The organism is Caballeronia udeis, assembly GCF_044909315.1.
GTDB lineage: Bacteria > Pseudomonadota > Gammaproteobacteria > Burkholderiales > Burkholderiaceae > Caballeronia > Caballeronia udeis_A.
Window position 1 is genome coordinate 1 of record NZ_JBIYEB010000040.1, and the last position, 21,538, is coordinate 21,538.

Consider the following 21,538-nt stretch of genomic DNA (forward strand, 5'->3'; position numbering starts at 1 on the left):
TCAACCGTCGGCATGCCGTCCGTTCTGCTACCAACACATTGTACGAACCAGAATCCTTTATAAACCACTGGACAGGTCAAATACATATCAGTGTCGTGAGTTAGAAGTTCGTTAAATCAATTCCCTGTTCATTCCGGAATCACAAAGTGCTGATTAAACAGTCGCTCGGACTCGCGCAGTCCTTCTTCCGTAAAGATCACGGACTTCGTCTTGTTGACAGGGTCTTCGATGAAGCCTCGTTCATGGAGTCGATTCAGCACATCCCAGTCGAAGCCCTTCCATGCACGGTATCGGTCATGCAGGGTCAGGTAGAGAAGCGCCAGGGACACTTCATCAATTGCGTCGGTATTGATATTCATGATGCTCCTGCCGCAGCCTTGCGGAGCCGCACACAAAACCGTTCGAGGCTGGCCAGGATCTCATCGGCCGACTTACTCCAGACAAACGGTTTGGGGTTCGAGTTATAGACATCCAGGTAATAACGGATCGCGTCTTCGAGTTGACGTGTCGACCGATGCGTACCGCGTCGAAGGTATTTTTCAGTGAGCGTGGCAAACCATCGTTCGACCTGGTTAAGCCACGACGCCGAGGTGGGTGTGAAGTGAACATGGAAGCGAGGATGACGAGCGAACCAGGCTTTGATCGAGGGCGTCTTGTGCGTGCCATAGTTGTCCATGACCAGATGCACCTCCAGGTAAGACGGCACGCTGGCTTCGATGGTGCGCAGAAAGCGCACAAATTCGCTGCTGCGATGGCGCCGATGTACCTCGCCAATTACTTCACCAGTAGCGATGTCCAGCGCCGCGAACAGGGTGGTCGTGCCGTGGCGCATGTAGTCGTGGGTACGTCGCTCAGGGATGCCGGGTGCCAACGGCAACATGGGTTGCGTGCGATCGAGCGCCTGAATCTGGCTCTTCTCGTCCACGCACAGGACCATGGCCTTGAGCGGCGGGTCCAGGTAAAGCCCGACGATATCTCGCACCTTGTCGACGAACATGGGATCGCTGGAGAGCTTGAACGTTTCCTGCCGATGCGGCTGCAAGCCAAAAGCACGCCAGATTCGTGTGACCGCGGTCTGCGACAATTTCATTTCGCGAGCCATCGTGCGCGTGCTCCAGTGAGTCGCTCCGACAGGCACGGACTCGAGCGTCTTCGCGATGAGCGCATCGACGCGCGCGTCATCAATCGTCCTCGGTGTGCCGGGCCGAGGTGCATCGAGCAGGCCATCCATACGATGGATCACGAACCGCGCACGCCACTTCGAAACCGTTTGCTGTGTGACCCGCTGTTTCGCCGCAACTGTCTTGTTATCCATGCCATCGGCACAGGCCAACACGATGCGCGCCCGCAATGCCAAGGCCTGCGCGGTCTTGCGTCGCATCGTCAGCGCTTGCAGGTCTTCGCGCTCCGATTCACTCAGCACCAGCTCCCCCTTGGGCCGTCCACTCATCGCCACCTCCGCATATCAAGTGCTACACAGAACACTTTAGTACGTGATCGGTATCATTCAATGAATTTTCAACTCATGATACTAGTTCTTTGTGCCCCCCCTTTGTGAGTGTCCACAATACTTGACCACTACAGGACGACTTTCTCGCTCGCCTGCACTATTTGCGTCACAACCCTTCTATTCACTCTTCATGAAGCGATTACTTGCTTCGGCTTCTCCACTCCAAACAACGCGAGACGGATAAGCGAAGAACGTCGCGTTGCTACAGGGGAAAGGGCGGACAGATTCGCAACGTCGCCCCCTGGGCCGAATACGTCCGCGCATGACGATTTGTTGAGGAGGCGAACAAATCGACTTCTGTTCAGGGCATGATGTTTATCCTGTGTGGTACAGAATTCGCAGCTGAGAAAAAGGATTTTGAGGGAATTATGGAGCCGACTCTGCCGGGTCTTGAGAGGAGCAAGTCACTGCCCCGCGCGCTGATATTGATTCCCGTACTGACCCTCGTCGTCCTTTGTGTGCTGTGGATCACGATCTCCGTGAGACTGCATATCGAGAAGGTCGGGGTGTTGCGCGAAACGGAGGATGCGGCCCAGACCTTGGCGCGCTCGCTTCAAAACCACACCCTGAAGACTGTTCACGATGTCGATGAAATCGCGTTACTGATCAAGTACGGCTATGAAAGCGCACCACAAACGTTCGACCTCGCACAGTACGAAGCGCGCGGGTTGATCAGCGCAGACACCGCGCTCCAGGTGACGGTTGTTGGCGCGGACGGCCATGTCTTGGCCTCGACCCTCAAGTTTTCCGGGGTAGTCGATCTTAGCGATCGCGAACACTTCCTTGTGCATCGGTTAAATCCCGCAGTGGGACTGTTCATCAGCAAACCGGTGATCGGGCGAGTATCGAAGCAATGGTCAGTTCAGGCGACGCGGCGCATCAACCGGCCCGACGGCACGTTCGGCGGTGTCGTTGTTGTCTCAGAGGACCCCGCCTATCTGACCGACGGCTTCTACAACAGCGCCGCGCTTGGCGAGCATGGCCTGATCGCCGTCGTTTCCAGTCATGGTTTTACGTTGTCTCGCCGGGCGGGAGAGGCACCCAGCACCACCGGTGGTCCACTACCCGACGGGTACGCCACCGTTCTACGCACGCACGACGGTACCGTGGTGGACCCCGTCGATCATATCGAACGAATCGTCGCTAGCCGCTCAATCGACCGTTATGACCTGATGGTCGTCGCTGGTCTCTCGGTTGCCGAAGCGCTGGATGACTACTTCAAGATGCGACGCGTGTACGTGGTCATGGCCCTCGTCATCTCACTCATCCTTATTGGTTTCTCATTGTGGATAATGGCACTGGTCGCCAAGCTGCTAAAAGGCAAAGAAGAACTGCGGCGCCTGTCGGAAACTGACCGACTCACCGGTTTATTTAACCGGGGACGTATTACAGACCTGCTGCATGGGGCGGTCTCGTCACCCGATGCAAGCGGCAGAGTGGCGGCGATCTTCGTAGATCTGGACGATTTCAAGCAACTAAACGACACGCACGGACATCAGGCAGGCGACGAGGTCCTTGTGGTCCTTGCAGACCGGGTCCGGATCGCGGTGGGTAATCGCGGTGCGATCGGCCGCTTGGGCGGCGACGAATTTCTCGTGATTGTCGGAGCGGCACGCGCGGGGGAAATCGCCACCCAAACCGTTGAGGACATAGCACAGGCTTTCGCCACGGCGATCTCGGTGCGCGGCAAACCGCACGTCATGCGCGCGAGTCTTGGAGTGGCCGTGCTTGCGCAGGGCGACACCGCAGATGATCTTGTCAGGAAAGCGGACGAAGCCATGTACGAAGCCAAGGAACACGGCCGAGCCAGTGCTACGAGTGCATGGCGCACCTATGACCAGGTCGCCATCCGACACATTAGTTTGACGGGCGACGACCTATCTGGGAAGCAGGACCTCCGAGCGCAAAACGAATGTGGGGAGCCTGCTCATTGCTCCAGTGGAGCAGAAGTGATACTGCCTTCCAACCCGTAGATTGGCTCGGATTCGTGAGCTGGCATCGATAGCTGTTATTGGCCGAACCCGCTCCTGGGTTGACTCGCGGAGCGGCCCACCATTGATCGGCCCGCCTCAGGTCTCTTTCGGCGATGTCATACGGACGAGGTCGGTTATCAAAGGCTTTCCCGCCTTTATCGTTGTCGATCCCTTGCGGGATCTGTTCCCTATAAAATGGAAGTCAGTCCGATCGATTTGGAGACCTCTCATGGTCAAATGGCTGCTTGCGATCGCCGTCGTGTCGGCGGGCGTTGGTGCGGTGACTCCAGCTCGCGCAGATGTGGATTCAGACAGGGCCGCCATCACGGAACGGCTGCAGCGTTGGAGGGTGGCATTTAACGCTCGCGATGCCGCAGGGGTCTGTGACGTATTCGCCCCTGATCTGGTTTCGACCGTTCCTGAAGTGCTCGATGGTAGCCGCGACGCGCTCTGCGGGAAACTCAGTGCGGTGTTGGCGAAGCCTGAGTTGCAACTCGACTACGACAGCCCCGACATCCGCGAGATCATCGTGTCCGGGGATATCGCCGTAGTCCGGTTGTTCTGGACGCTTACTGCGCAGATGCGTGGCGAGTCGAGCGTGAGTACAGAAGCGGGGATGGACATTTTCAAACGGCAGCCCGACGGCAAGTGGTCCATTGCCCGGTTCATCTCGTTCAGCGCGACGCCGAACAAAGTCCTTCAGTAAGTGGTCGTTTGCCGTCCAACGGCCGTTCGCCCGTGCACGATCATTGATCGCTTGTCGACCGCCTTTCAGTCGTCGGTAATGGCTTATCCAACAATTGTCGCTGACACGACATTCGCCAGGCAGCAACTGCACTGCTAGCGTTCCGTCCATTTTCAGCGAATGCGTTTTTTCACTCCAAGGTCGGCGACAGTCCAACCGCCAAAACCTCGCAAATCCGAATAGAACGCCGATTGCAAAGACGAGGTTGAATTTGCCCTGTACGGGCGGTATTCCACGGCGAGATCAGCCTTGCCGAATCCCGCCGTGCTTCAGATCGATCTCGGTATTGCACCGCTGATTGACTGCCCAGTCCCGGCCCCACGGCTCGCGCTTCGACGCATGCACGCTTCCATCTCATGCGCCGGCAGTGGCGGGCTGAACAGGAAGCCCTGTGCCTCGTCACACCCCATCTGGCGCAGCAGGTTAAGTTGCGCTTCATCTTCGACGCCTTCAGCCACCACTCGCAGCCCGAGCGCATGCCCCATCGAGACGATGGCACGCGCGATCGCGGCATCGTCTCCGTCGATTGCCAGGTCGCGCACGAACGAACCGTCGATCTTGAGCATGTCGACCGGGAAGCGCTTGAGATAGCTGAGACTCGAATGCCCGGTCCCGAAATCGTCAAGCGCGATGCGCACGCCCATCCGCCTAAGACGATGCAGCACGTCGATCATCTGCGCCGGATACTGCATCACCACGCTTTCGGTCAGCTCGATTTCGAGTCGCGTGCCCGGCAGGCCAGCTCGTGCCAGCGTGGCCGAAACATGGTCGAGGAATTCCTGGGGCTTATGCATCTGCCGGCCCGATACATTCACCGCTACCGGCAGCGCGGGCAGGCCCGCATCCTGCCAGGCACGCGACTGCGCGCAGGTGCGGGTGATGACCCATTCGCCGATCTGCACGATGAGGCCATTCTCTTCCGCCGCAGCGATGAAGTCGCAGGGCATGACCAACCCTCGCTGGGGGTGGCGCCAGCGCAGCAGCGCTTCCATGCCGACCAGCTCACGGAGCTCCAGATGGATACGCGGCTGGTAGTGCAATTCAAACTCGCCGAGCGTAAGCGCCTGCCGCAACGCGCCCTCCAACTCGAACTGCACGCGTGCGCACTCACTCATCTCGGGCGCGTAGAAACGAACTCCGTTGCGGCCTTCTTCCTTGGCGCGGTACATCGCCACGTCGGCGTTCTTCAACAGGCTGGCAACGTCCTCGCCATCTGCGGGGCAGATCGACGCGCCGATGCTTGCGCTCACGAACAGCGTCTGGTCCTCCACCACGACCGGCAGCTCGATGGTCGCGAGAATCTTGGCAACCACCGAGTTCACCGCGCCGACCTCCGTGATCCCGGTCAACAGGATCACGAACTCGTCGCCACCCAGGCGTGCGACCGTGTCGGATTCCCGGACCGCCTCCCGCAATCGCTTGGCGATCACCTTCAGCAGCGCGTCGCCGACGCCGTGGCCGAAGGTGTCGTTGACGTGCTTGAAGCGGTCGAGGTCAAGGAACAGCAGCACCAGCAGTTCGCCTGCGCGATGCGCGTGCGCGGCCAGCACCTCGACGCGCTCGGCAAGCGCCGTGCGGTTCGGCAGGCCGGTCAGCGCGTCGTGATTGGCCATATATTCAATGCGCGTCGCGTGTGCCTCAAGACGGGCACGGTACTCCATGCTGGCCATCGCCTGCGTCGTAAGCGGTGCGAAGCGTTCCAGCATGTCGACGTGGTGCCTGTCGAAAAACGCGGTGCGTGAATGGGTGAACACGAGCACCGCACAGCGCGTGCCGGTGCGCAGCGGCACGTGGATGGCCGATCGCACCCGTTCGCGCACGGAAGGCGGCTGCGCCTGCCATTCGGGCAGGGCGGTGACGTCGAACGCCGCGACGATCTTGCCGGTGGCCACCCGCCGAAGCATGTCCTCCGCCGTCCAGTTGCCCCCCTCGAATTCACGGCATGTCGACTGCGTCACTTCGAAGCGATCGCTACCCTCCTCCGCCTGCATCAGGAACGCCGCCTCGAACGGCACGAATCGCTGCAGCACCGTGGTGAGCTCGTCGAACATCTGGCGCGTGTTCTCCGCGCGGGTGAGCACGCGCAGGCCCTCGAGCAGGCCTTCGGTCTGGAGACGCATCTGGCGCTCGTGCGCGCGTGCACGATCCAGATCGATCAGCGCCTCGCGCAACTCCTCGGCGGAGTCGCGACTCTGCGAGTCCGGATCCGGGATCCGGTGGGGTGGGCGTCCAGTGGTGCCGGACACTAGCGTGAGAACACAATCGACGAGACCATCAGGTTGCCGTGCACGCTCTCGCGGCCGACCACGCAGCCTTGCTCACCATAGGTGAAGCCACCGAGAAAGGGCTTGCCGCCGAGCGACGCGTTAAGGCCGCTGACCACCCGGGGCATGTCGTCCATCACCGTGCGCAAGCAGCCGGCGCAATACACCACGAGCGCACCGAGCACATCACTGCGTTCAACACTATCGAGTTCGAGCGCAGCGCTGGTGACACGAGCAGCTCGAGACACAAGGCTTTCGCGCGAACCGGTCATGAGCCAGATGTCCTCGCCCGCATGTACCTCAGTGAACAGGCTCAGGCCACCGTCCTCGGTCACGGCGTCCAGGTGCGACAACTGGTAGTAGGCGATGCGTTCGACCGTGCCGGCGACCCGGCCAAGAGGGGCAAACGAGGTCATCGTCACGAGGTTGCCGCCGCCGAGCATCGAGGAGATCATCCCGCCGGTCCATTCGTTGTAGACCTCGGCAGCCGGCCGTCCGTCGATCTGCTGCAGCACGCGGCCGGCGGCAGCAGTAATATGGCCGCGCTTTTCTGTCGGTGAATATCCACTTTGAAATGACGACGACATGCGGTGGCTGGAGTACAGCACACTGATAGCAACGGCGTCATCCCCAGCCGTCTCGCGTGTCAGCACGCTCCAACGCCCGGTGCCTTCGTTGTCGCCCGCAGTGCCGCCCAGCACCGGGACGGAGTTGCCCAGCACCTCGCGGATACCCGCGAGCACGGCCTCTTCGCTGCCGGGTGCCGCGCTGATCCACACCATGTGCGGCGCCTCGCCCGGCCGGCCCGCCTCGGCCAGCGCTTGTTCGAGCGCCTGCACTGCGGCGCGGCCGGGATCCGGCTGGAGCGATGCGATACCGACACCGAACGCGCCTTCGGGATCGCGCAGACCCCACAGGCCCAGGGCCCGGCCATCGACGCCGTGGAAACCCTCCTCGGTCATTACGGCAGCACAGCTCGACGTGGCGTGCACCCGCACTCCGGGCGGCAGCTCACGCACTGCCGCCAACAACTCGGCCGCAGGGTAACGTTCCGTGTGGAAGGCCAGTAGCAGGGAAGCATCTCCACTCAGCTTCGCGCGTAGCTGCAGGTAAGCGGTTTCGAAAGCGAGGCGCGGATCGGGCTCCGTGCTCCAGGCGGTGGCGATGGTCATTGGGTTGTTCCTTGTCGAGTTCAGGCTCGTCCACGCGGACTTAAAATTGACCCGGGGTGTGGACCGGTCTGAATGCGAACCGGTTGTGGATAACTGAATCGCCCCCGGGAATTCCGGAGAATATGTTGCTTGAGTCACGCCCCATGGTGGACCCCGTGAGTTGCTCATAGTAAGGAGCTTCGGCCTCGGCCGGCAGGATCAGGTGATCCACCGACCTGTCGAAGATTTCGTGGTACGTGAGGAAATCTACGGCTTTCATACTCGATCTCCTGACGCGAGATACGGTTTGTACGTGTCCTTATAAGGGATATCGGCACCGCGCCACCCCCTCTTTATCGCGATTAACCCGAAGTGGGGTTCAGTTGATTTAAGGAGTCTGATCCTCATGCCAGAGGCCTACGTGTCCCACGCATTCGAAGCGATGGAGCAACTACGTAGGCTCCTCGCCGTGCTAAGTGACACAAGCGAGCAAAGTGACGTGCGTGACATGCACTTTTCGGGCATTGTCAAGTTATCGGGTCGGTCACGTAAGATGGCACGATGACGAAACCGAAATCCCTTTATCACGGTCACCGTTTTCCAGCTGAAGTCATCAGTTGCTCCATGCGCTGGTATTTCCGCTTTCAGTTGAGTTTGCGTGACATCGAGGAACTGCTCCTCCAGCGTGGTCTGACCGTGACATATGAGACGATCCGATGCTGGTGCAACAAGTTTGACGAGGGCTTTGCCCATCGGGTGAAAGCGGCGCGACAAGGCGGCCGCCAAGCGCTTCTTCAAGCGTGTGCTGCGATCGAGCCTGGTGCCCGCTCCGATTTCGAAAGCGCGTCTAAGGTTAATGCCGGCGACGCCGTTAACGCAGTCAGCGAATGTTTGTATTTTCGATCTGACTCCCCGTGCTTCATGGTGGCAAGCTGCCTTGCACCAAGCAATTCGAGCGCTGAGCCGTCATACCGGGTGACCGTTGTCGCGAATAGTTTGTTTCGATAAAAAGGCGCTGAAGCCGATCTTGGCGAATGCAGGAAGTCTCCTCGCTTGTGGACTGCTAGCGGCAGGAGCCGCTACGAGCGTCTTCGCCGACTCGAAACAGCCCTTGCTGCGATTGGCGACCTGATGCGCGACGCAAGTTAAAGGTGGTTTCATGGCATTTGAATCAGTAAGCAAAAATATCGATGCATTGGTTCCATTGCGAACGCTGCTCAACCACGCTCGACGCAAGAATCTTGTACCCGCAGTTGCGTTCGCAGGTATTTGCCTTCTCGTTTGCATTTCGCAACTAGCCCGGGGTATGCCGCCGTCGTCCGCTGGACAACCCGCTTCGGCCACTACCCTATCCCTCGCCGAAACGCAGCGGATCATCGCCAAAGCGACGCTCCACGGTGTTCCGTGGACCGGGCCTGAATCGGGGCCGCCTGCTCAACCCGGCAAGAGTATTGCTTTCATTTCGGAGGATCTGCGCAATGGCGGGATCCTCGGCGTCGCACAGGGGGTGCGTGAGGCAGTACGGACGATGGGCTGGACGCTCAAGATATTCGATGCCGGCGGTACATCGGCCGGCCGCCTGACGGCGTTCGAACGAGCAATGGCGTCAAAACCGGATGGTCTTATTCTATGTGGCGCCGACGCACAAAACAGCAAACCGGAGCTGGCACGAATTGCAAGCCGGGGAATTCCGATCGTTGCGTGGCATGCTGGGTCAACGCCGGGTCCTATCGCCGGTACTGCCGTTGCAATGAACGTGACGACCGACCCCGTCGAGGTCGCTCGCGTCACTGCCTTGGGGGCGGTGGCGCAGTCGAACGGTCATGCCGGGGTTGTGATCCTGACGGACTCCAGGTTTGAAATTGCGGTAACTAAGTCGAATGTCATGGCGGACATCATCCGGGCCTGTAAAGGGTGCACATTGCTGGAGGTGCGCGACGTTGCCATTTCAGAAAGTGCTGAGAAGATGCCGGCAATAACAAAGGCGTTACTCGCGCGATATGGTAAGCGCTGGACCGATGCGCTTGCGATTAATGATATCTACTTCGACTATGCCACTCCTGCGCTGACCAAAGCCGGCGTGCCAAGCAGCGGGCTAAGCTTGTTGTCGGCCGGCGACGGAAGTGCCACCGCGTTTCTGCGCGTTCAGGCGAAAACATATCAAACCGGTACTGTTGCTGAGCCGCTCAATCAACAAGGGTGGCAACTGGTGGACGAGTTGAACCGTCTGTTTGCAGGCCAGCCGGTCAGCGGCTTCGTGGCACCGGTTCACCTGGTCAACGCCGACAATATTGCGTTCGATGGTGGCGAGCGCTTTCAGTACGACCCTAAGAATGGCTATAGGGACATCTATCGGCGCATCTGGAAACGTTAGGGGTGGCCTTGACTCACATCGTCGCACGCGTGTTCCACCGCATGATGCCGAAATCGCTGCGCGGCCAGTTCGCCCTTGCGCTTTCGGTGTTGGCGCTGCTGATCATTGCGGGCGCCATGACGGCGGTCCACACGCTGCGTGCGTCGAACAGCGCTGCGCAACAGCTGACAGAAGAACGGCTGGTGCGCATGCAAGACGTACAGGACCTGCTAGAGCACACGGTCTTGATAGAGCGCGCAACCTATCAGTTGCTGGCCACCGAATCGCTCGACGCGATGCATTCGAGTTACGCCGACATCGTTGTGCGGTTGAACACGCTCGATCACCTGGTGATGCGCGTGGGTGCGTTCAGCGAAGATGTAGACGTGCTCGACTTGCAGCAGTCGAGCCAATTGTTTCGCAGTACCGCCAATATTGTGGCGCAACTGCGCGAGAGCACCCTGAGAACCGAAGTCGATTTTTCCCGGACGCTAAAAACGCGTATCGCGAGCCTTCAGGCGGCTCACACGCGAGAGGGTTTCGCGCTGGCGAATGTGCTTTATCGTCTCGACGGCGCGAGCCGCATAGAGGACGTGACGCAACTGCGATTCCAGTTCGAGAAGGAGCTTAAGGCGGCAGGCAGTTTGCCTAAACCTTTGCGAGCCAGGCTTGACGATTTTGGGTCGAGGAAAGCTGACAGTATTGATCCCGATCCGCAGGATCCATTCTCGCTACGCATGAGGCTTATCAAGGATAACGAAGGTCTGCTGCGCTTCCGCGATGAGTTGCAGAAGCAATCGATCGCACTGGTTTTAGCTGCACGGCGGCAATCCAGCTACTTTGCGCGGGACTACCGGGAAGCGGTGCAAGCGCTTGTCGGTGTCTCGAATCGCAATCAACAGTGGGTACTGGCCATACTCGTCTGCAGCCTGACGCTGGCGTGGCTGATCGCGTACTTGTTCATGGGGCGGCACGTACTTGCACGGCTGCGCGGCATTAGCAAGCATCTTCGTCAGCAGTCGGCAGAGGACACAACCGTGACGGGGCCGTTGAGCGGCACAGATGAAATAGACGAGATGGCGAACGCGGTCGGGCAATTGCTGAAGGACCGCAATCAACTCAAGCAAAAAACAAGCGAATTAAGCGTTATCAAAGAAAGACTGGGTACGCAGAATGCCGACTTGCAGCGCGAGGCAATCGTTCGCTCGCAAGCGGAGCAGGAAATTGTTGCCCTGATGACAGAACAAAAAATCATTCTCGACCACATTGGCGTCGGCATCGCCTTTCTCGCGGATCGCCGCATTGTCCGATGTAACCATTCGTTTGCCACCATGTTCGGCTATCAGATTGATGATCTGACGGATGTCTCGACCGATCGACTGCATCCGTCGAAGGATGGATATCAAGAGGATGGCGATGCGGCATCTGCTGCGGTCGAAATAGAAGGCGTACACGCCGTCGATATACAACTGAAGCGGCGGGATGGAACGGTTTTCTGGGTTGAACGGACCCTGATCGCAGTCGATCGTGGCGACTTGTCCAAAGGTGCGATCTGCGTAGTGCACGACATTGATCAGCGCAAAAGAGCGGGAGTTTTGCGTATAGAACAAGGTCGGGTCCTGGAGATGATCGCGATGAGCACGCCGCTCGACAAGGTTCTGGACAGCCTCGCGCGCCTTGTCGAATCGCAATTGACCGGAATGACCGCCTCCATCCTGCTTCTCGACGTGGATGGAATACATATGCGCCATGGTGCTGCACCAAGCCTTCCAGACGCGTACATCCAGGCCATCGACGGCGTTGCAGTCGGCCCGAAGGTGGGCTCTTGCGGTACAGCAGTACATCGAGGCGAGCCCGTGATCGTTACCGATATCATGCAGGACCCGCTATGGGAAGACTATCGGGCTCTGGCCAGCACTTACGGGTTTCGCGCCTGCTGGTCGACCCCTATTCTGTCGCATCACGGCAAGGTCATGGGGACGTTTGCGTTGTATGCCATGGAAGTACGCAAACCGGCCCAGATCGAGACCCAGATGATTGATATCGCTACCCGCATTGCGGGCATAGCCATAGAGCGCAAAGACACAGAAGACAGCATTCGACACATGGCACTTCATGATGCGCTGACTGGCTTGCCAAACCGCGTACTGCTGGAAGAGCGCATTCGACAAGCCTTGCTTCACAGCGACCGCGACGGTCGCGGGGTAGCAGTCGTGTTTATCGATCTCGACCAGTTCAAACTGATCAACGACAGCCTGGGCCATAGCGCCGGCGACGAACTGCTTAAAACGGTGGCCGACCGGATGGTGAAGTGCGTACGAAGTATCGATACGGTCGCACGCCTGGGCGGCGACGAATTTGTGATTGTCCTGTTCGATGCGCCCGACAACATGGACGGCATCGCGCACACGCTGCAGAGAATCCAGGACGTGATCGGGCAGCCCCTGCAGATTGGTGCCCAGAAACTTCAGGTCACATGCAGCGTGGGGGTAGCAACCTACCCTGAAAACGGGACGGACATAGATACATTGCTCATGAATGCGGATGCCGCAATGTATTCCGCCAAAGAAATGGGGCGAAATAACTACCAGTTCTACGCGAGCGAGATGAATGCGAAGGTTCAAGAAAAGCTCGTGCTGCAGGATGGATTGCGCAGGGCAATCGAGCACAGTGAGTTCTTGTTGTTGTATCAACCACAGGTCGATTTAGGCTCTGGCCGGATCACGGGTGTGGAAGCGCTAATACGTTGGCGACATCCCGAGCTGGGCGTGATTTCACCGGCCAGGTTTATTCCGCTAGCCGAAGAAACTGGTTTGATCGTCCCTATCGGCGAATGGGTGCTTCGAACGGCGTGTGCGCAAAATAAAGCTTGGCAGGAGGCGGGGCTGCCGTTGATCCGCATGTCGGTCAACGTATCCGCCCGCCAATTCGCTGAAAAAAACCTGATTCATCGCGTGGCGAGAGCCTTGGAGGATAGCGCTCTGGATGCCTGCCATCTTGAACTGGAACTGACCGAGAGTCTCATCATGCAAGACGTGCCGCAGGCAATCGTAAAGATGGAGGCGCTGCAGACCATGGGCGTCCAGATGTCAATTGACGACTTCGGAACCGGCTATTCCAGCCTGAGCGCATTGAAGCAATTTCCTGTGTGTCGGCTGAAGATCGATCAGTCCTTCATTCGTGACATCTCGACAGACCCGGATGATAAAGCGATCGCGATGGCCGTCATATCGCTGGGCCACATGCTGAACCTGAAAGTTATCGCGGAAGGGGTCGAAACTGAACAGCAACTGGCTTTCCTGCGCGAGAACGAATGCGACGAAGCACAGGGGTATCATTTTGGCAGACCCGTTTCATCCGATAAGATTGTGACACTGCTCCACCGGTCTGAGAGAACGCGGTCGGTCATCAATATCGAAGCCAGACAGGGCAGGTATAAAACGACGTAAAGGGTTGTGTAGAACATCGTCATGAGCGAGGACCGCGCTATCGCGCTGTTTCGCCTCGTCCAGGAGGCGCTGACGAACGTCGCCCGTCATGCGGCGGCCAGCGAAGTGATCATTACGCTCGAACAAGCGCCCGACGCCTGCGTACTGGAGGTTCGCGACGACGGCAAGGGGTTCGACGCGCAGGCGATCAGAAAAACATCGTTCGGCCTGGCGGGGATGGAAGAGCGGGTCTTGATGCTGGGCGGTCACATCGAGGTGGTGAGTGCGGCGAGAGCCGGTACCGCGATCAAGGTCAGTCTTCCCGATCGCCAGGCGGCGTCCAGCTAGTTGTGTTTGAAGGAGAGCGCGCCATTCTGTTCTGTCGCGGTAACGGTGGACGACTGAGCCTGATTAATATAATCAGGATTACTTATATCACTAGCGATTATAACGGGTGTATCGGCGGGCCAATCAGGGTGCCAATGCGCAGTTATCTGGCCGCGGCGGGACGGATAAAACACCTACGTTTTTAACGTCGAGCTCGCGCATGATTTCGACCCGCTGCAAGTGGTTGTTGTTCCGTTCGAGCAAGCATTCGGCCACCAATGAGCAGATCAGCCGGCATTATCGAAGCTCTGCTTGTAGCCAAAGTCACGTGTTGCCTGATGTATTGGTGCCGGATCGCGCGCAGGCAGAGCGTCCGGGGTGTATAGAGCGGCGCTGCTATTCAGCGGTGGCATAAAAGAGAGGCCGGCCGCGAAGCGGCAAATCAACGAAAAGAGGCCAGAAACAAGGCCTGTTCGTGATGCAAACGCATGCACATTACCCATAGAATTCAGTTGTGTACTGTCACGCGTTCGATACCTGTCAGATCGCTTCCTAACACACGGATTCCCGGTTAATTCAGCATGACACCGCTTGCACGGCACTACGTCCCAGAACAACCGCAGCACGTTATCTTGCAGGGGCTCACGGGGCCCGCATTCCTGGATGAAGGAGACTACCTGTACTTCCTCGCCTGCCTGGCGGACGCGGCGCGCGTCGCCGATCTGGCAGTCCACGCGTGGGTACTCATGCCTGACGCGGTACAGTTCCTCGTCACACCTTCATACGCGTCGAGCGTGGCCATGGCGATGCAGGCGGTCGGCCGTCGCTACGTCGAGACCTTCAACCGCCGCCATGGACGCCGCGGTTCGGTGTGGCGTGGCGGTTACTGGGCAACAGTGATCGAACCCGACCGGTATTTCCTGCTCGCGAGCCAGGTCATCGATCATGCGCCGGTGCGCAACCGCCTTGTGGCAGAGCCGGGCAACTACCGGTGGTCTAGCTTCATGCATCACATCGGGCTGCGTGCCGATAGCTTCATCAAGGACCATCCACTCTACCGGACGCTCGGCAATACACCGTTCGAGCGCCACCAGGCTTATCGCGATTTGGGCGCACACCCCCCTGACGAACTTGAGGTCAATAACCTGATGCAATCGACGCTCAAGGGCCGGGTGCTCGGCAGCGCCGCGTATTGCGAGTGGGCGGCGCAGACAGCCAACCGGCGTTTGATGCCGCTGTTGCTGCGCGACCGGCCGCCCAAGGTTCGCACGACAGGCGCCCTCACACACGTGGGCTGATCCTTCGACCTGGCGCGCCCTCACCGGCAGCTTCCAGGTGTAACGGTCATTCCCGCAGTGTTGTCAGCCGACGTGGCCGATCGAACCAAGGGACCGCAGCGAAAGACCCTGCGTAACGTGAGCTTTATCGCCTACGCTTCCGGGACTTCGATTGTCCCTTCAAGATACTGAACGGCCTGACCGGAGATATACACCCGGTCGTCTTGTACGCGGCAATGAAGCAACCCGGTACGGCGTGAGACCTGCATGGCCACGAGTTCGGGCTTGCCCAAACGCTCGGACCAGAATGGCGCGAGCGCCGCGTGAATGGATCCCGTCACCGGATCTTCATCGCCACCATTGGCAGGCCAGAAGTAGCGGGACACGAAATCGTGGTGATCGCCGCGCGCCGTGACAACGACATCGAGCGGAGCAAGTGTGGACAATAGATTGAGTTCAGGTACGACGGATCGTACCTCGTGCTCTGTTTCGTAGATGGCGACGTACGCTTGCTGGCTTATCAGCACTTCTTGAGGCCGTATCGAAAGCCCCGAGATCAGGTTTTCAGGTATCTCGTTCAGTCTTTCAGGCCGGCGCTGTGGGAAACTCATTTCGATCAGACCGTCACGCATACGGCAAACAGCAAGCCGACCGACCGCTTTCGCAACAAATTCGATGACTTCCAGATCATTACACGCCTTGAAGATCACATATGCGCTTGCCAGCGTGGCATGTCCACAAAAGGCGATTTCGGTGAGCGGTGAAAACCAGCGGATGTCGAACGCGTCGTCAGCATTTTTAACGAAGAATGCTGTTTCAGATAGATTATTCTCGGTAGCGATCGACTGCATCAAGCTATCGGGCAGCCAGCGGTCGAGCGGCACCACCGCAGCGTAGTTGCCCTTGAAGACCTTGTCCGAAAATGCGTCAATCTGATAGATCGGCAGTTTCATAAGATGCTCTTGTTCAAAGCGGTAGGTTAGTCAGTGAGTCAGCAACCCGCAGTCCAATTCGTTGAATACGATACCAGCCCGTCAAGCTGGCGAACATGTACAGTTTGCGATGCCGGGCACACAATGCGACCGTGCCCAGCGGCCGTCCCATGTCCCATGCGAAGACCTTGACGTGCCTTTGGCAGCAGATAGGGGGAGTTCGTCATCGACTCCATACCACCGGCAATGGCCACAGTGGCAGTGCCGCAGCGAAGCAGATCATGCGCAAGCATGACCGCCTTCATGCCGGAGCCGCACATCTTGTTGACAGTCGTTGCCGGAACCGAATACGCCAGGCCTGCGCCCTGTACCGCCTGACGCGCCGGCGCCTGCCCAAGACCGGCGGGCAGACAGCATCCGAGATGGCCTCGTCGATCGTTGCCGGATCGATTCCCGCCTGCTTGATCGCAGCGTTGATCGCCACAGAGGCGAGACGCGGCGAAGAGAGGTCCTTGAACTGCCCTTGAAAGGCACCGATAGCCGTGCGCTTTGCGCCGACAATCACAATGTCATCCTGGTGAATTGTCATCGTATGCTCCTGTTAATCAGTATCAGCGCGGTGCCATGCGAAGTGCGCCGTCGAGGCGGATCACCTCGCCGTTCAGATAGGCGTTCTCGGCAATATGGCCGACGAGCGATGCAAATTCACCGGGACGACCGAGGCGTTGGGGGAATGGCACGCCTTCGCCCAATGCCTTCTGCACCTCTTCAGGCATGCCGCGAAGCATGGGCGTTTCGAAGATGCCGGGAGCGATCGTGACGACCCGGATTGCGTGGCGGCCAAGCTCGCGCGCCGCGGGTAGTGTCAGCGACACGACCCCGCCCTTGGACGCGGCGTATGCTGCCTGACCAATCTGTCCGTCGAAGGCGGCCACCGATGCCGTGTTGATGATTACGCCCCGCTCGCCATGAGCATCCAGTTCGTTGCCCGCCATCGCCGCGGCCGCGATACGCATCACGTTGAAAGTGCCAATCAGATTGACCGAAACAACCTTGGCGAACAGATCGAGCGAGTGCGGTCCTTCGCGACCAATAATGCGCTGCGCCGGCGCAATCCCTGCACAATTCACCACGCCTCGCAACGGACCAAAACGGCTTGTCACTGAAGTGACCGCTTCCTCGACGCTCCCGCCGTCAGTCACATCAACCCGAACCGCAAAACCGCGCTCCGCGTTACGGACTGCTTCCGCCTGAGCCCCCTTCAAATCGATGTCCGCAAACGCGACGTTCGCGCCGCGCTCGAGCAACAAACGGCCAACCGCTGCGCCAAAACCAGAGCTGCCGCCCGTGACCAGAAAAGTGCTATCGCCAATCACCATATTCACCTCCTCCTTGTTCGCTTGTGCAAACCGATTACTAACCGCTCGTCAGCAACATCGCGCGGTACCGTTGACGCACCGGACGGGCGTTTTCGTAATTGCGCTCCTTGATCACGCCGAAGCCTCGAATTGATGACGGCACGCGCAGCAGAGCGATTGCAGTCTCGATCGTCCCAGGTGTGAGACTTTGAACGGCCAGACTGACGTCTTCCTCGAATTCGCCGATCAACGCACGCTCGATGACCCTGTCCTGCTGGCGGCCAAACGGATCCAGCGGTGTCCCGCGCAAGACCTTGCCGTGCTTCATCACGCGCAGCAGCGGGTCGAGCCACGCAGCGCGAAGCGCAATCTTGTTTCTGCGGCCGGTGCGAGGGTCGCGGCGGGTGAGAATCGGAGGCGCCATGTAAAACGTCTTCTTGCCGCCGCCATCGAAGGCGCTGGACAGATAGGACCGGAAGCTGCCGTCGGTATGCAGCCGCGCCACTTCGTACTCGTCCTTGTAGGCGAGAACCTTGAAGTAGTTGCGGGCAACCGCTTCCGTGAGCTCACCAACAACCCCCGCCACGCGTCGCTCGGTTTGCTGCACGCTATCGACAAGCGCCTTGTACCGGCGGCCATAGGCGGCGTTCTGATAGCACTCGAGGTCGCGCACCCGATCGGCCACGAAACGCTCGAGTTCGAACACGCTTGATTCTGCAGCCTTCGTGCCGGAGACCCGCTCGATCACGCTGGCGTCGTGTGCCATCAGACGCCCCCAGAAGAACGCGCGCTCATTCATCTTCACGGCTGTGCCATTCAGTTCGATGGCTCGCCCGATTGCTTCTTCCGAGAGGGGAATCAGCCCCAGTTGATACGCATACCCAACCATCATCATGTTCGATGCAATCGCATCACCGAAAAGGGTCTCGGCCGCGCCGGAACCGTCCCAGAAAACGGACGGGGATCCGCCAATTGCGCTTTCGATAGCGCTCTGATGGATCGCTTTGCTAATCGGCAGGTCGCCATCGCGCACGAAGTCCGATGTCGGCGTAATCCGTTCGTTCACGATAGCCCGCGTCATCCCCGAGGCAACCCGTGAGAGCGCTCCGGCGGACGCCGCGACCACCGCGTCACAGCCGAGCAGTACATTCGCGGCATGCGCACCAATGCGGGACGTAACGATTTTTTCCCGGTTACTCGCGATCTGTATGTGACTGATAACAGCACCATTCTTCTGAGCGAGTCCCGTGAAATCCAGCGTGGAGACGCCCTTGCCTTCCAGATGTGCGGCCATGGCGAGAATTGCACCAATCGTGACCACACCTGTGCCACCGATGCCTGTCACGACAATGCTCGCGTGTTGCTTCATTTCGGCCGGCACGGGCGCAGGCGCGGGAACCCTTGGTCGCCATTCTTCTTCGATGGCGCCGATGAGCTTCTGGTCCGGGCGCTTCGGCTGCAGTCCTTCGATCGTAACGAAGCTCGGGCAGAATCCTTTAAGGCACGAAGTGTCCTTGTTGCAACTCGACTGATTAACCGCGCGCTTGCGGCCGAGTTCCGTTTCCAGCGGTTCGATCGCAATGCAATTCGACTGCACGGAACAATCGCCGCAGCCTTCACAAACAGCCGGGTTGATTACAACGCGCTTAGGCGGGTCGATAAGCTTTCCGCGCTTACGCCGGCGGCGCTTTTCAGCCGCGCAGGTCTGGTCGTACACAATGACCGAGACGCCTTTGGTCTCACGCAAGGTCCGTTGCAATGCGTCAAGATCGTCGCGATGCTGAACTTCGACAGTTGCGGGCAAGCCGGAGCGGCGCGAATACTTTTCCGGTTCATCAGTGACAACCACCACCTTTGTCACGCCCTCGGCGACCACTTGGGCTGTCACGCGCTGGACGGTGAGGTTGCCTTCCGCGGGCTGGCCTCCTGTCATCGCCACCGCGTCGTTAAAGAGGATCTTGTATGTGACGTTCGAATTCGCCGCAACCGACTGGCGAATGGCAAGACTGCCCGAGTGCTGATATGTACCGTCACCAAGATTGACGAACATGTGCGGGATGTCCATGAACGTTGACATCCCGATCCACTGGACCCCCTCCCCGCCCATCTGGCAAAACGTCGCGGTGTCGCTCGCTTCGCCCAACGCCATGATGTGACAACCGATACCGGCGGCAGCATATGAACCGTCCGGCAATTTGGTCGACGTATTGTGGGGACATCCTGCACAGAAGAAAGGCTTGCGGGTAAGCGGTTCAGCATCCTTGCCGAGCGCAAGCGAAATCACGCGCAAGCCGCGTCGTTGAACGGGCGATGCGAGCGAGGCCGGGGCGCTCAGTTCAACCTGGGTGTGGGCGAAGAACCGTTTGAGCGCCGCCACAATTTGCTCGGGCGCGAACTCCATCGCGGTGGGCAGCAACGGGCCCGCTTCTCCCAAGTCCTTGCCGAACACGGCAGGCCGATCGTGCGTCGGCAGGTTGTACAACGCTTCCTTGATCTGCCGTTCTACAAAAGAGCGCTTCTCTTCGACTACGACAAGCGCCCGCATGCCGCGGGCAAATGTGCGGACCCCTTCGGCTTCGAGTGGCCAGATCATGCCGATCTTGTAGACACCAATGCCAAGGCGCTCCAGTTCTTTTGGCGAAAGCCCGAGTGCTTCGAAAGCAGCCAGCACATCACCGTGCGCCTTGCCCACCGTGACAATACCAACACGTGCAGCTTGCGGCCGCACCAGCGTGCGGTCGAGGGGATTTGTGCGGATAAAGGCCAGTGCTGCGGGCAGACGCTCATCGAGCACACGTCGCTCGAGCTCGTCTCGCTCAGCCGGCCAACGAAGATTCGGGTCGTAGTTGAAACCCCGAACTTCCGGAATCTGAATGTCTGCGGGCAACCTGAAGCGCAAAGCCGCATCCGCACCATGGCCCTTCACGGTCATCGAGCGTCCACTTTCGACGGTCTCGGTGATTGCCTTGAATGCGACCCAAAGGCCTGAGAAACGGGACATCGCGTAGCCCGTCAGGCCGAACTCGATATATTCCTCCACCGACGCCGGGAAGAGAATCGGCATCATCGCGCCTTCGAACACGTGGTCAGTTTGGTGCGGGAACATCGATGATTGCGCCGCGTGGTCATCCCCCGCTACAGCCAGCACGCCACCCTGCTTCGACGTGCCCAGGATATTGGCATTGCGGAAGACGTCGCCGGTGCGATCAACGCCTGGACCTTTGCCGTACCACATGGAAAACACACCGTCGACACGCTTGCCCGGAAATGCGTCGACCTGTTGGGCACCCCAAAGCATGGTTGCGCCCAGATCTTCGTTAAGCCCCGGCTCAAAGCGAATGGCATGCTCTGCGAGCAGCTTCTTCTGACGCCAGAGTTCCTGGTCAAATCCCCCAAGCGGCGATCCACGGTAGCCCGATACCAGGCCCCCAGTGTGGATGCCGGCAGCGCGATCGTGGCGAGCCTGCTCAACCAGAATTCGCACGAGCGCCTGGGTACCTGTCAGGAAAACTGTTCCGTTCTCCCGACGATAGCGGTCCTCAAGACGGTACTCCATGTCGAGTTGGTGCTCGATCTCGACTGCTCGCATATTCATTGTTTGTCTCCGTTGCTGCATGTGTGGGATACGACCCATTTTAGTTAGCCGATGGAGACGACTTGTGCCAAACTTGACCATCAAATTGACGAAAATTGGCAATCAACGCCGAATTCAGCCGTTTTGCAGGGAAAGTTAGCCAATGAAATTCGATCGTAATGATGTGACCATCCTGCACGCACTTCAGCACGATGCACACGTGAAAGCAGCCGACCTCGCCGAGTCTCTGGGCCTGTCGCTATCTCCATATTACCGACGCATCCGGTTACTCGAAGAGTCCGGTGTCATCACCCAGTACGTGACCCTCCTCGACCAGGAAAAAGCGGGGTTTCCGGTCAACGCTTACGTGTCGGTCGCGATTGAAAAAAAGAGCGAAGTGCGGCTTGCCGCGTTTGAGCGCGCAATCGCAAACTTCGAGGAAGTGATGGAGTGTTATCTGATGACCGGCGCCTTCGACTACATGCTTCGTGTAGTCGCCAGCGACATTGCCGGTATCGAGCGGTTCGTGATGACCAAGCTCACGAAGATTGAAGGTGTGCGCGACATCCACACATCGGTAGCCCTGCGCCGCGTTGAATACAAGACAGCGCTACCTGTGCGCATTCGCACCGAATGATCGCAGACC

At 58.9% G+C, this 21,538-nt stretch carries 15 protein-coding genes and 2 pseudogenes; 8 read left to right on the forward strand and 9 right to left on the reverse strand.

The window, feature by feature from the left end; translation table 11 throughout:
* Positions 1-128 precede the first annotated feature (128 nt).
* Both ABH944_RS39570 and ABH944_RS39575 read right to left on the reverse strand, forming a co-directional pair.
* Entirely contained in the window at positions 129-359 is a 231-nt protein-coding gene (locus ABH944_RS39570) for a DUF6429 family protein (RefSeq protein WP_404613880.1), read from the reverse strand.
* Positions 356-1,450, reverse strand: coding sequence for an IS630 family transposase (locus ABH944_RS39575; protein WP_404613878.1), 1,095 nt, complete (start codon positions 1,448-1,450; stop codon positions 356-358). Before ABH944_RS39575 ends, ABH944_RS39570 begins: the two co-directional genes overlap by 4 nt.
* Before the next feature lie 368 nt (positions 1,451-1,818).
* Between ABH944_RS39575 and ABH944_RS39580 the strand changes: the two genes are divergently transcribed.
* Together ABH944_RS39580 and ABH944_RS39585 are read left to right on the forward strand one after the other, a co-directional pair.
* Positions 1,819-3,483, forward strand: coding sequence for a sensor domain-containing diguanylate cyclase (locus ABH944_RS39580; protein WP_404613876.1), 1,665 nt, complete (start codon positions 1,819-1,821; stop codon positions 3,481-3,483).
* A 229-nt stretch (positions 3,484-3,712) separates the two neighbouring features.
* Positions 3,713-4,189, forward strand: a complete 477-nt coding sequence (locus ABH944_RS39585) for a YybH family protein (RefSeq protein WP_404613874.1) — start codon at positions 3,713-3,715, stop codon at positions 4,187-4,189.
* A gap of 308 nt (positions 4,190-4,497) precedes the next feature.
* On the opposite strand, the gene ABH944_RS39590 is transcribed toward ABH944_RS39585, so the two are convergent.
* The 3 genes from ABH944_RS39590 to ABH944_RS39600 form a co-directional block, all read right to left on the reverse strand.
* The gene (locus ABH944_RS39590; RefSeq protein ID WP_404613872.1) at positions 4,498-6,399 is read right to left on the reverse strand and encodes a putative bifunctional diguanylate cyclase/phosphodiesterase; all 1,902 of its coding nucleotides are present in this window, start codon (positions 6,397-6,399) and stop codon (positions 4,498-4,500) included.
* A 74-nt stretch (positions 6,400-6,473) separates the two neighbouring features.
* Positions 6,474-7,664 carry an FIST signal transduction protein gene (locus tag ABH944_RS39595; protein ID WP_404613870.1) on the reverse strand — a complete coding sequence of 397 codons (1,191 nt, stop codon included), beginning with the start codon at positions 7,662-7,664 and terminating at the stop codon, positions 6,474-6,476.
* 40 nt (positions 7,665-7,704) lie between these two features.
* Positions 7,705-7,923, reverse strand: coding sequence for a hypothetical protein (locus ABH944_RS39600; protein ID WP_404613868.1), 219 nt, complete (start codon positions 7,921-7,923; stop codon positions 7,705-7,707).
* Between the two features lie 281 nt (positions 7,924-8,204).
* Between ABH944_RS39600 and ABH944_RS39605 the strand changes: the two are divergent.
* The 5 genes and pseudogenes from ABH944_RS39605 to ABH944_RS39625 form a co-directional block, all read left to right on the forward strand.
* Positions 8,205-8,508: pseudogene (locus ABH944_RS39605) on the forward strand (IS6 family transposase); the annotation flags it as partial.
* 441 nt (positions 8,509-8,949) lie between these two features.
* Positions 8,950-10,017, forward strand: coding sequence for a substrate-binding domain-containing protein (locus ABH944_RS39610; RefSeq protein WP_404613890.1), 1,068 nt, complete (start codon positions 8,950-8,952; stop codon positions 10,015-10,017).
* A gap of 8 nt (positions 10,018-10,025) precedes the next feature.
* Positions 10,026-13,445, forward strand: coding sequence for an EAL domain-containing protein (locus ABH944_RS39615; protein ID WP_404613866.1), 3,420 nt, complete (start codon positions 10,026-10,028; stop codon positions 13,443-13,445).
* A gap of 21 nt (positions 13,446-13,466) precedes the next feature.
* Positions 13,467-13,772 carry a sensor histidine kinase gene (locus ABH944_RS39620; protein WP_404613864.1) on the forward strand — a complete coding sequence of 102 codons (306 nt, stop codon included), beginning with the start codon at positions 13,467-13,469 and terminating at the stop codon, positions 13,770-13,772.
* 560 nt (positions 13,773-14,332) lie between these two features.
* The gene (locus tag ABH944_RS39625; RefSeq protein WP_404613862.1) at positions 14,333-15,049 is read left to right on the forward strand and encodes a transposase; all 717 of its coding nucleotides are present in this window, start codon (positions 14,333-14,335) and stop codon (positions 15,047-15,049) included.
* Between the two features lie 131 nt (positions 15,050-15,180).
* Here the strand turns inward: ABH944_RS39625 and ABH944_RS39630 are convergent, their stop codons facing one another.
* From ABH944_RS39630 to ABH944_RS39645, 4 genes and pseudogenes are all read right to left on the reverse strand, one after another.
* Positions 15,181-15,981 carry a PhzF family phenazine biosynthesis protein gene (locus ABH944_RS39630; protein ID WP_404613860.1) on the reverse strand — a complete coding sequence of 267 codons (801 nt, stop codon included), beginning with the start codon at positions 15,979-15,981 and terminating at the stop codon, positions 15,181-15,183.
* A gap of 38 nt (positions 15,982-16,019) precedes the next feature.
* Positions 16,020-16,549: pseudogene (locus tag ABH944_RS39635) on the reverse strand (thiolase family protein).
* A gap of 22 nt (positions 16,550-16,571) precedes the next feature.
* Complete coding sequence (locus ABH944_RS39640) at positions 16,572-17,339, reverse strand: SDR family NAD(P)-dependent oxidoreductase (RefSeq protein ID WP_404613858.1); 768 nt, start codon at positions 17,337-17,339, stop codon at positions 16,572-16,574.
* A 37-nt stretch (positions 17,340-17,376) separates the two neighbouring features.
* Positions 17,377-20,913 (reverse strand): indolepyruvate ferredoxin oxidoreductase family protein, encoded by a 3,537-nt coding sequence (locus ABH944_RS39645; RefSeq protein WP_404613856.1) that lies wholly within the window; start codon positions 20,911-20,913, stop codon positions 17,377-17,379.
* Positions 20,914-21,055: 142 nt separating this feature from the next.
* On the opposite strand from ABH944_RS39645, the gene ABH944_RS39650 reads away from it, so the two are divergent.
* Positions 21,056-21,529: an Lrp/AsnC family transcriptional regulator gene (locus ABH944_RS39650; RefSeq protein WP_404613854.1), complete on the forward strand. Its 474-nt coding sequence runs from the start codon at positions 21,056-21,058 to the stop codon at positions 21,527-21,529.
* Positions 21,530-21,538: the final 9 nt, after the last annotated feature.

Bases quoted from the DNA above. Each gene is read 5' to 3' on its own strand.
- ABH944_RS39650 (WP_404613854.1), top strand. From the start codon at position 21,056: ATGAAATTCGATCGTAATGATGTGACCATCCTGCACGCACTTCAGCAC.
- ABH944_RS39585 (WP_404613874.1), top strand. From the start codon at position 3,713: ATGGTCAAATGGCTGCTTGCGATCGCCGTCGTGTCGGCGGGCGTTGGT.
- ABH944_RS39600 (WP_404613868.1), bottom strand. From the start codon at position 7,923: ATGAAAGCCGTAGATTTCCTCACGTACCACGAAATCTTCGACAGGTCG.
- ABH944_RS39580 (WP_404613876.1), top strand. From the start codon at position 1,819: ATGATGTTTATCCTGTGTGGTACAGAATTCGCAGCTGAGAAAAAGGAT.
- ABH944_RS39610 (WP_404613890.1), top strand. From the start codon at position 8,950: ATGCCGCCGTCGTCCGCTGGACAACCCGCTTCGGCCACTACCCTATCC.
- ABH944_RS39645 (WP_404613856.1), bottom strand. From the start codon at position 20,913: ATGAATATGCGAGCAGTCGAGATCGAGCACCAACTCGACATGGAGTAC.
- ABH944_RS39625 (WP_404613862.1), top strand. From the start codon at position 14,333: ATGACACCGCTTGCACGGCACTACGTCCCAGAACAACCGCAGCACGTT.
- ABH944_RS39575 (WP_404613878.1), bottom strand. From the start codon at position 1,450: ATGAGTGGACGGCCCAAGGGGGAGCTGGTGCTGAGTGAATCGGAGCGC.
- ABH944_RS39595 (WP_404613870.1), bottom strand. From the start codon at position 7,664: ATGACCATCGCCACCGCCTGGAGCACGGAGCCCGATCCGCGCCTCGCT.
- ABH944_RS39640 (WP_404613858.1), bottom strand. From the start codon at position 17,339: ATGGTGATTGGCGATAGCACTTTTCTGGTCACGGGCGGCAGCTCTGGT.
- ABH944_RS39630 (WP_404613860.1), bottom strand. From the start codon at position 15,981: ATGAAACTGCCGATCTATCAGATTGACGCATTTTCGGACAAGGTCTTC.
- ABH944_RS39570 (WP_404613880.1), bottom strand. From the start codon at position 359: ATGAATATCAATACCGACGCAATTGATGAAGTGTCCCTGGCGCTTCTC.
- ABH944_RS39620 (WP_404613864.1), top strand. From the start codon at position 13,467: ATGAGCGAGGACCGCGCTATCGCGCTGTTTCGCCTCGTCCAGGAGGCG.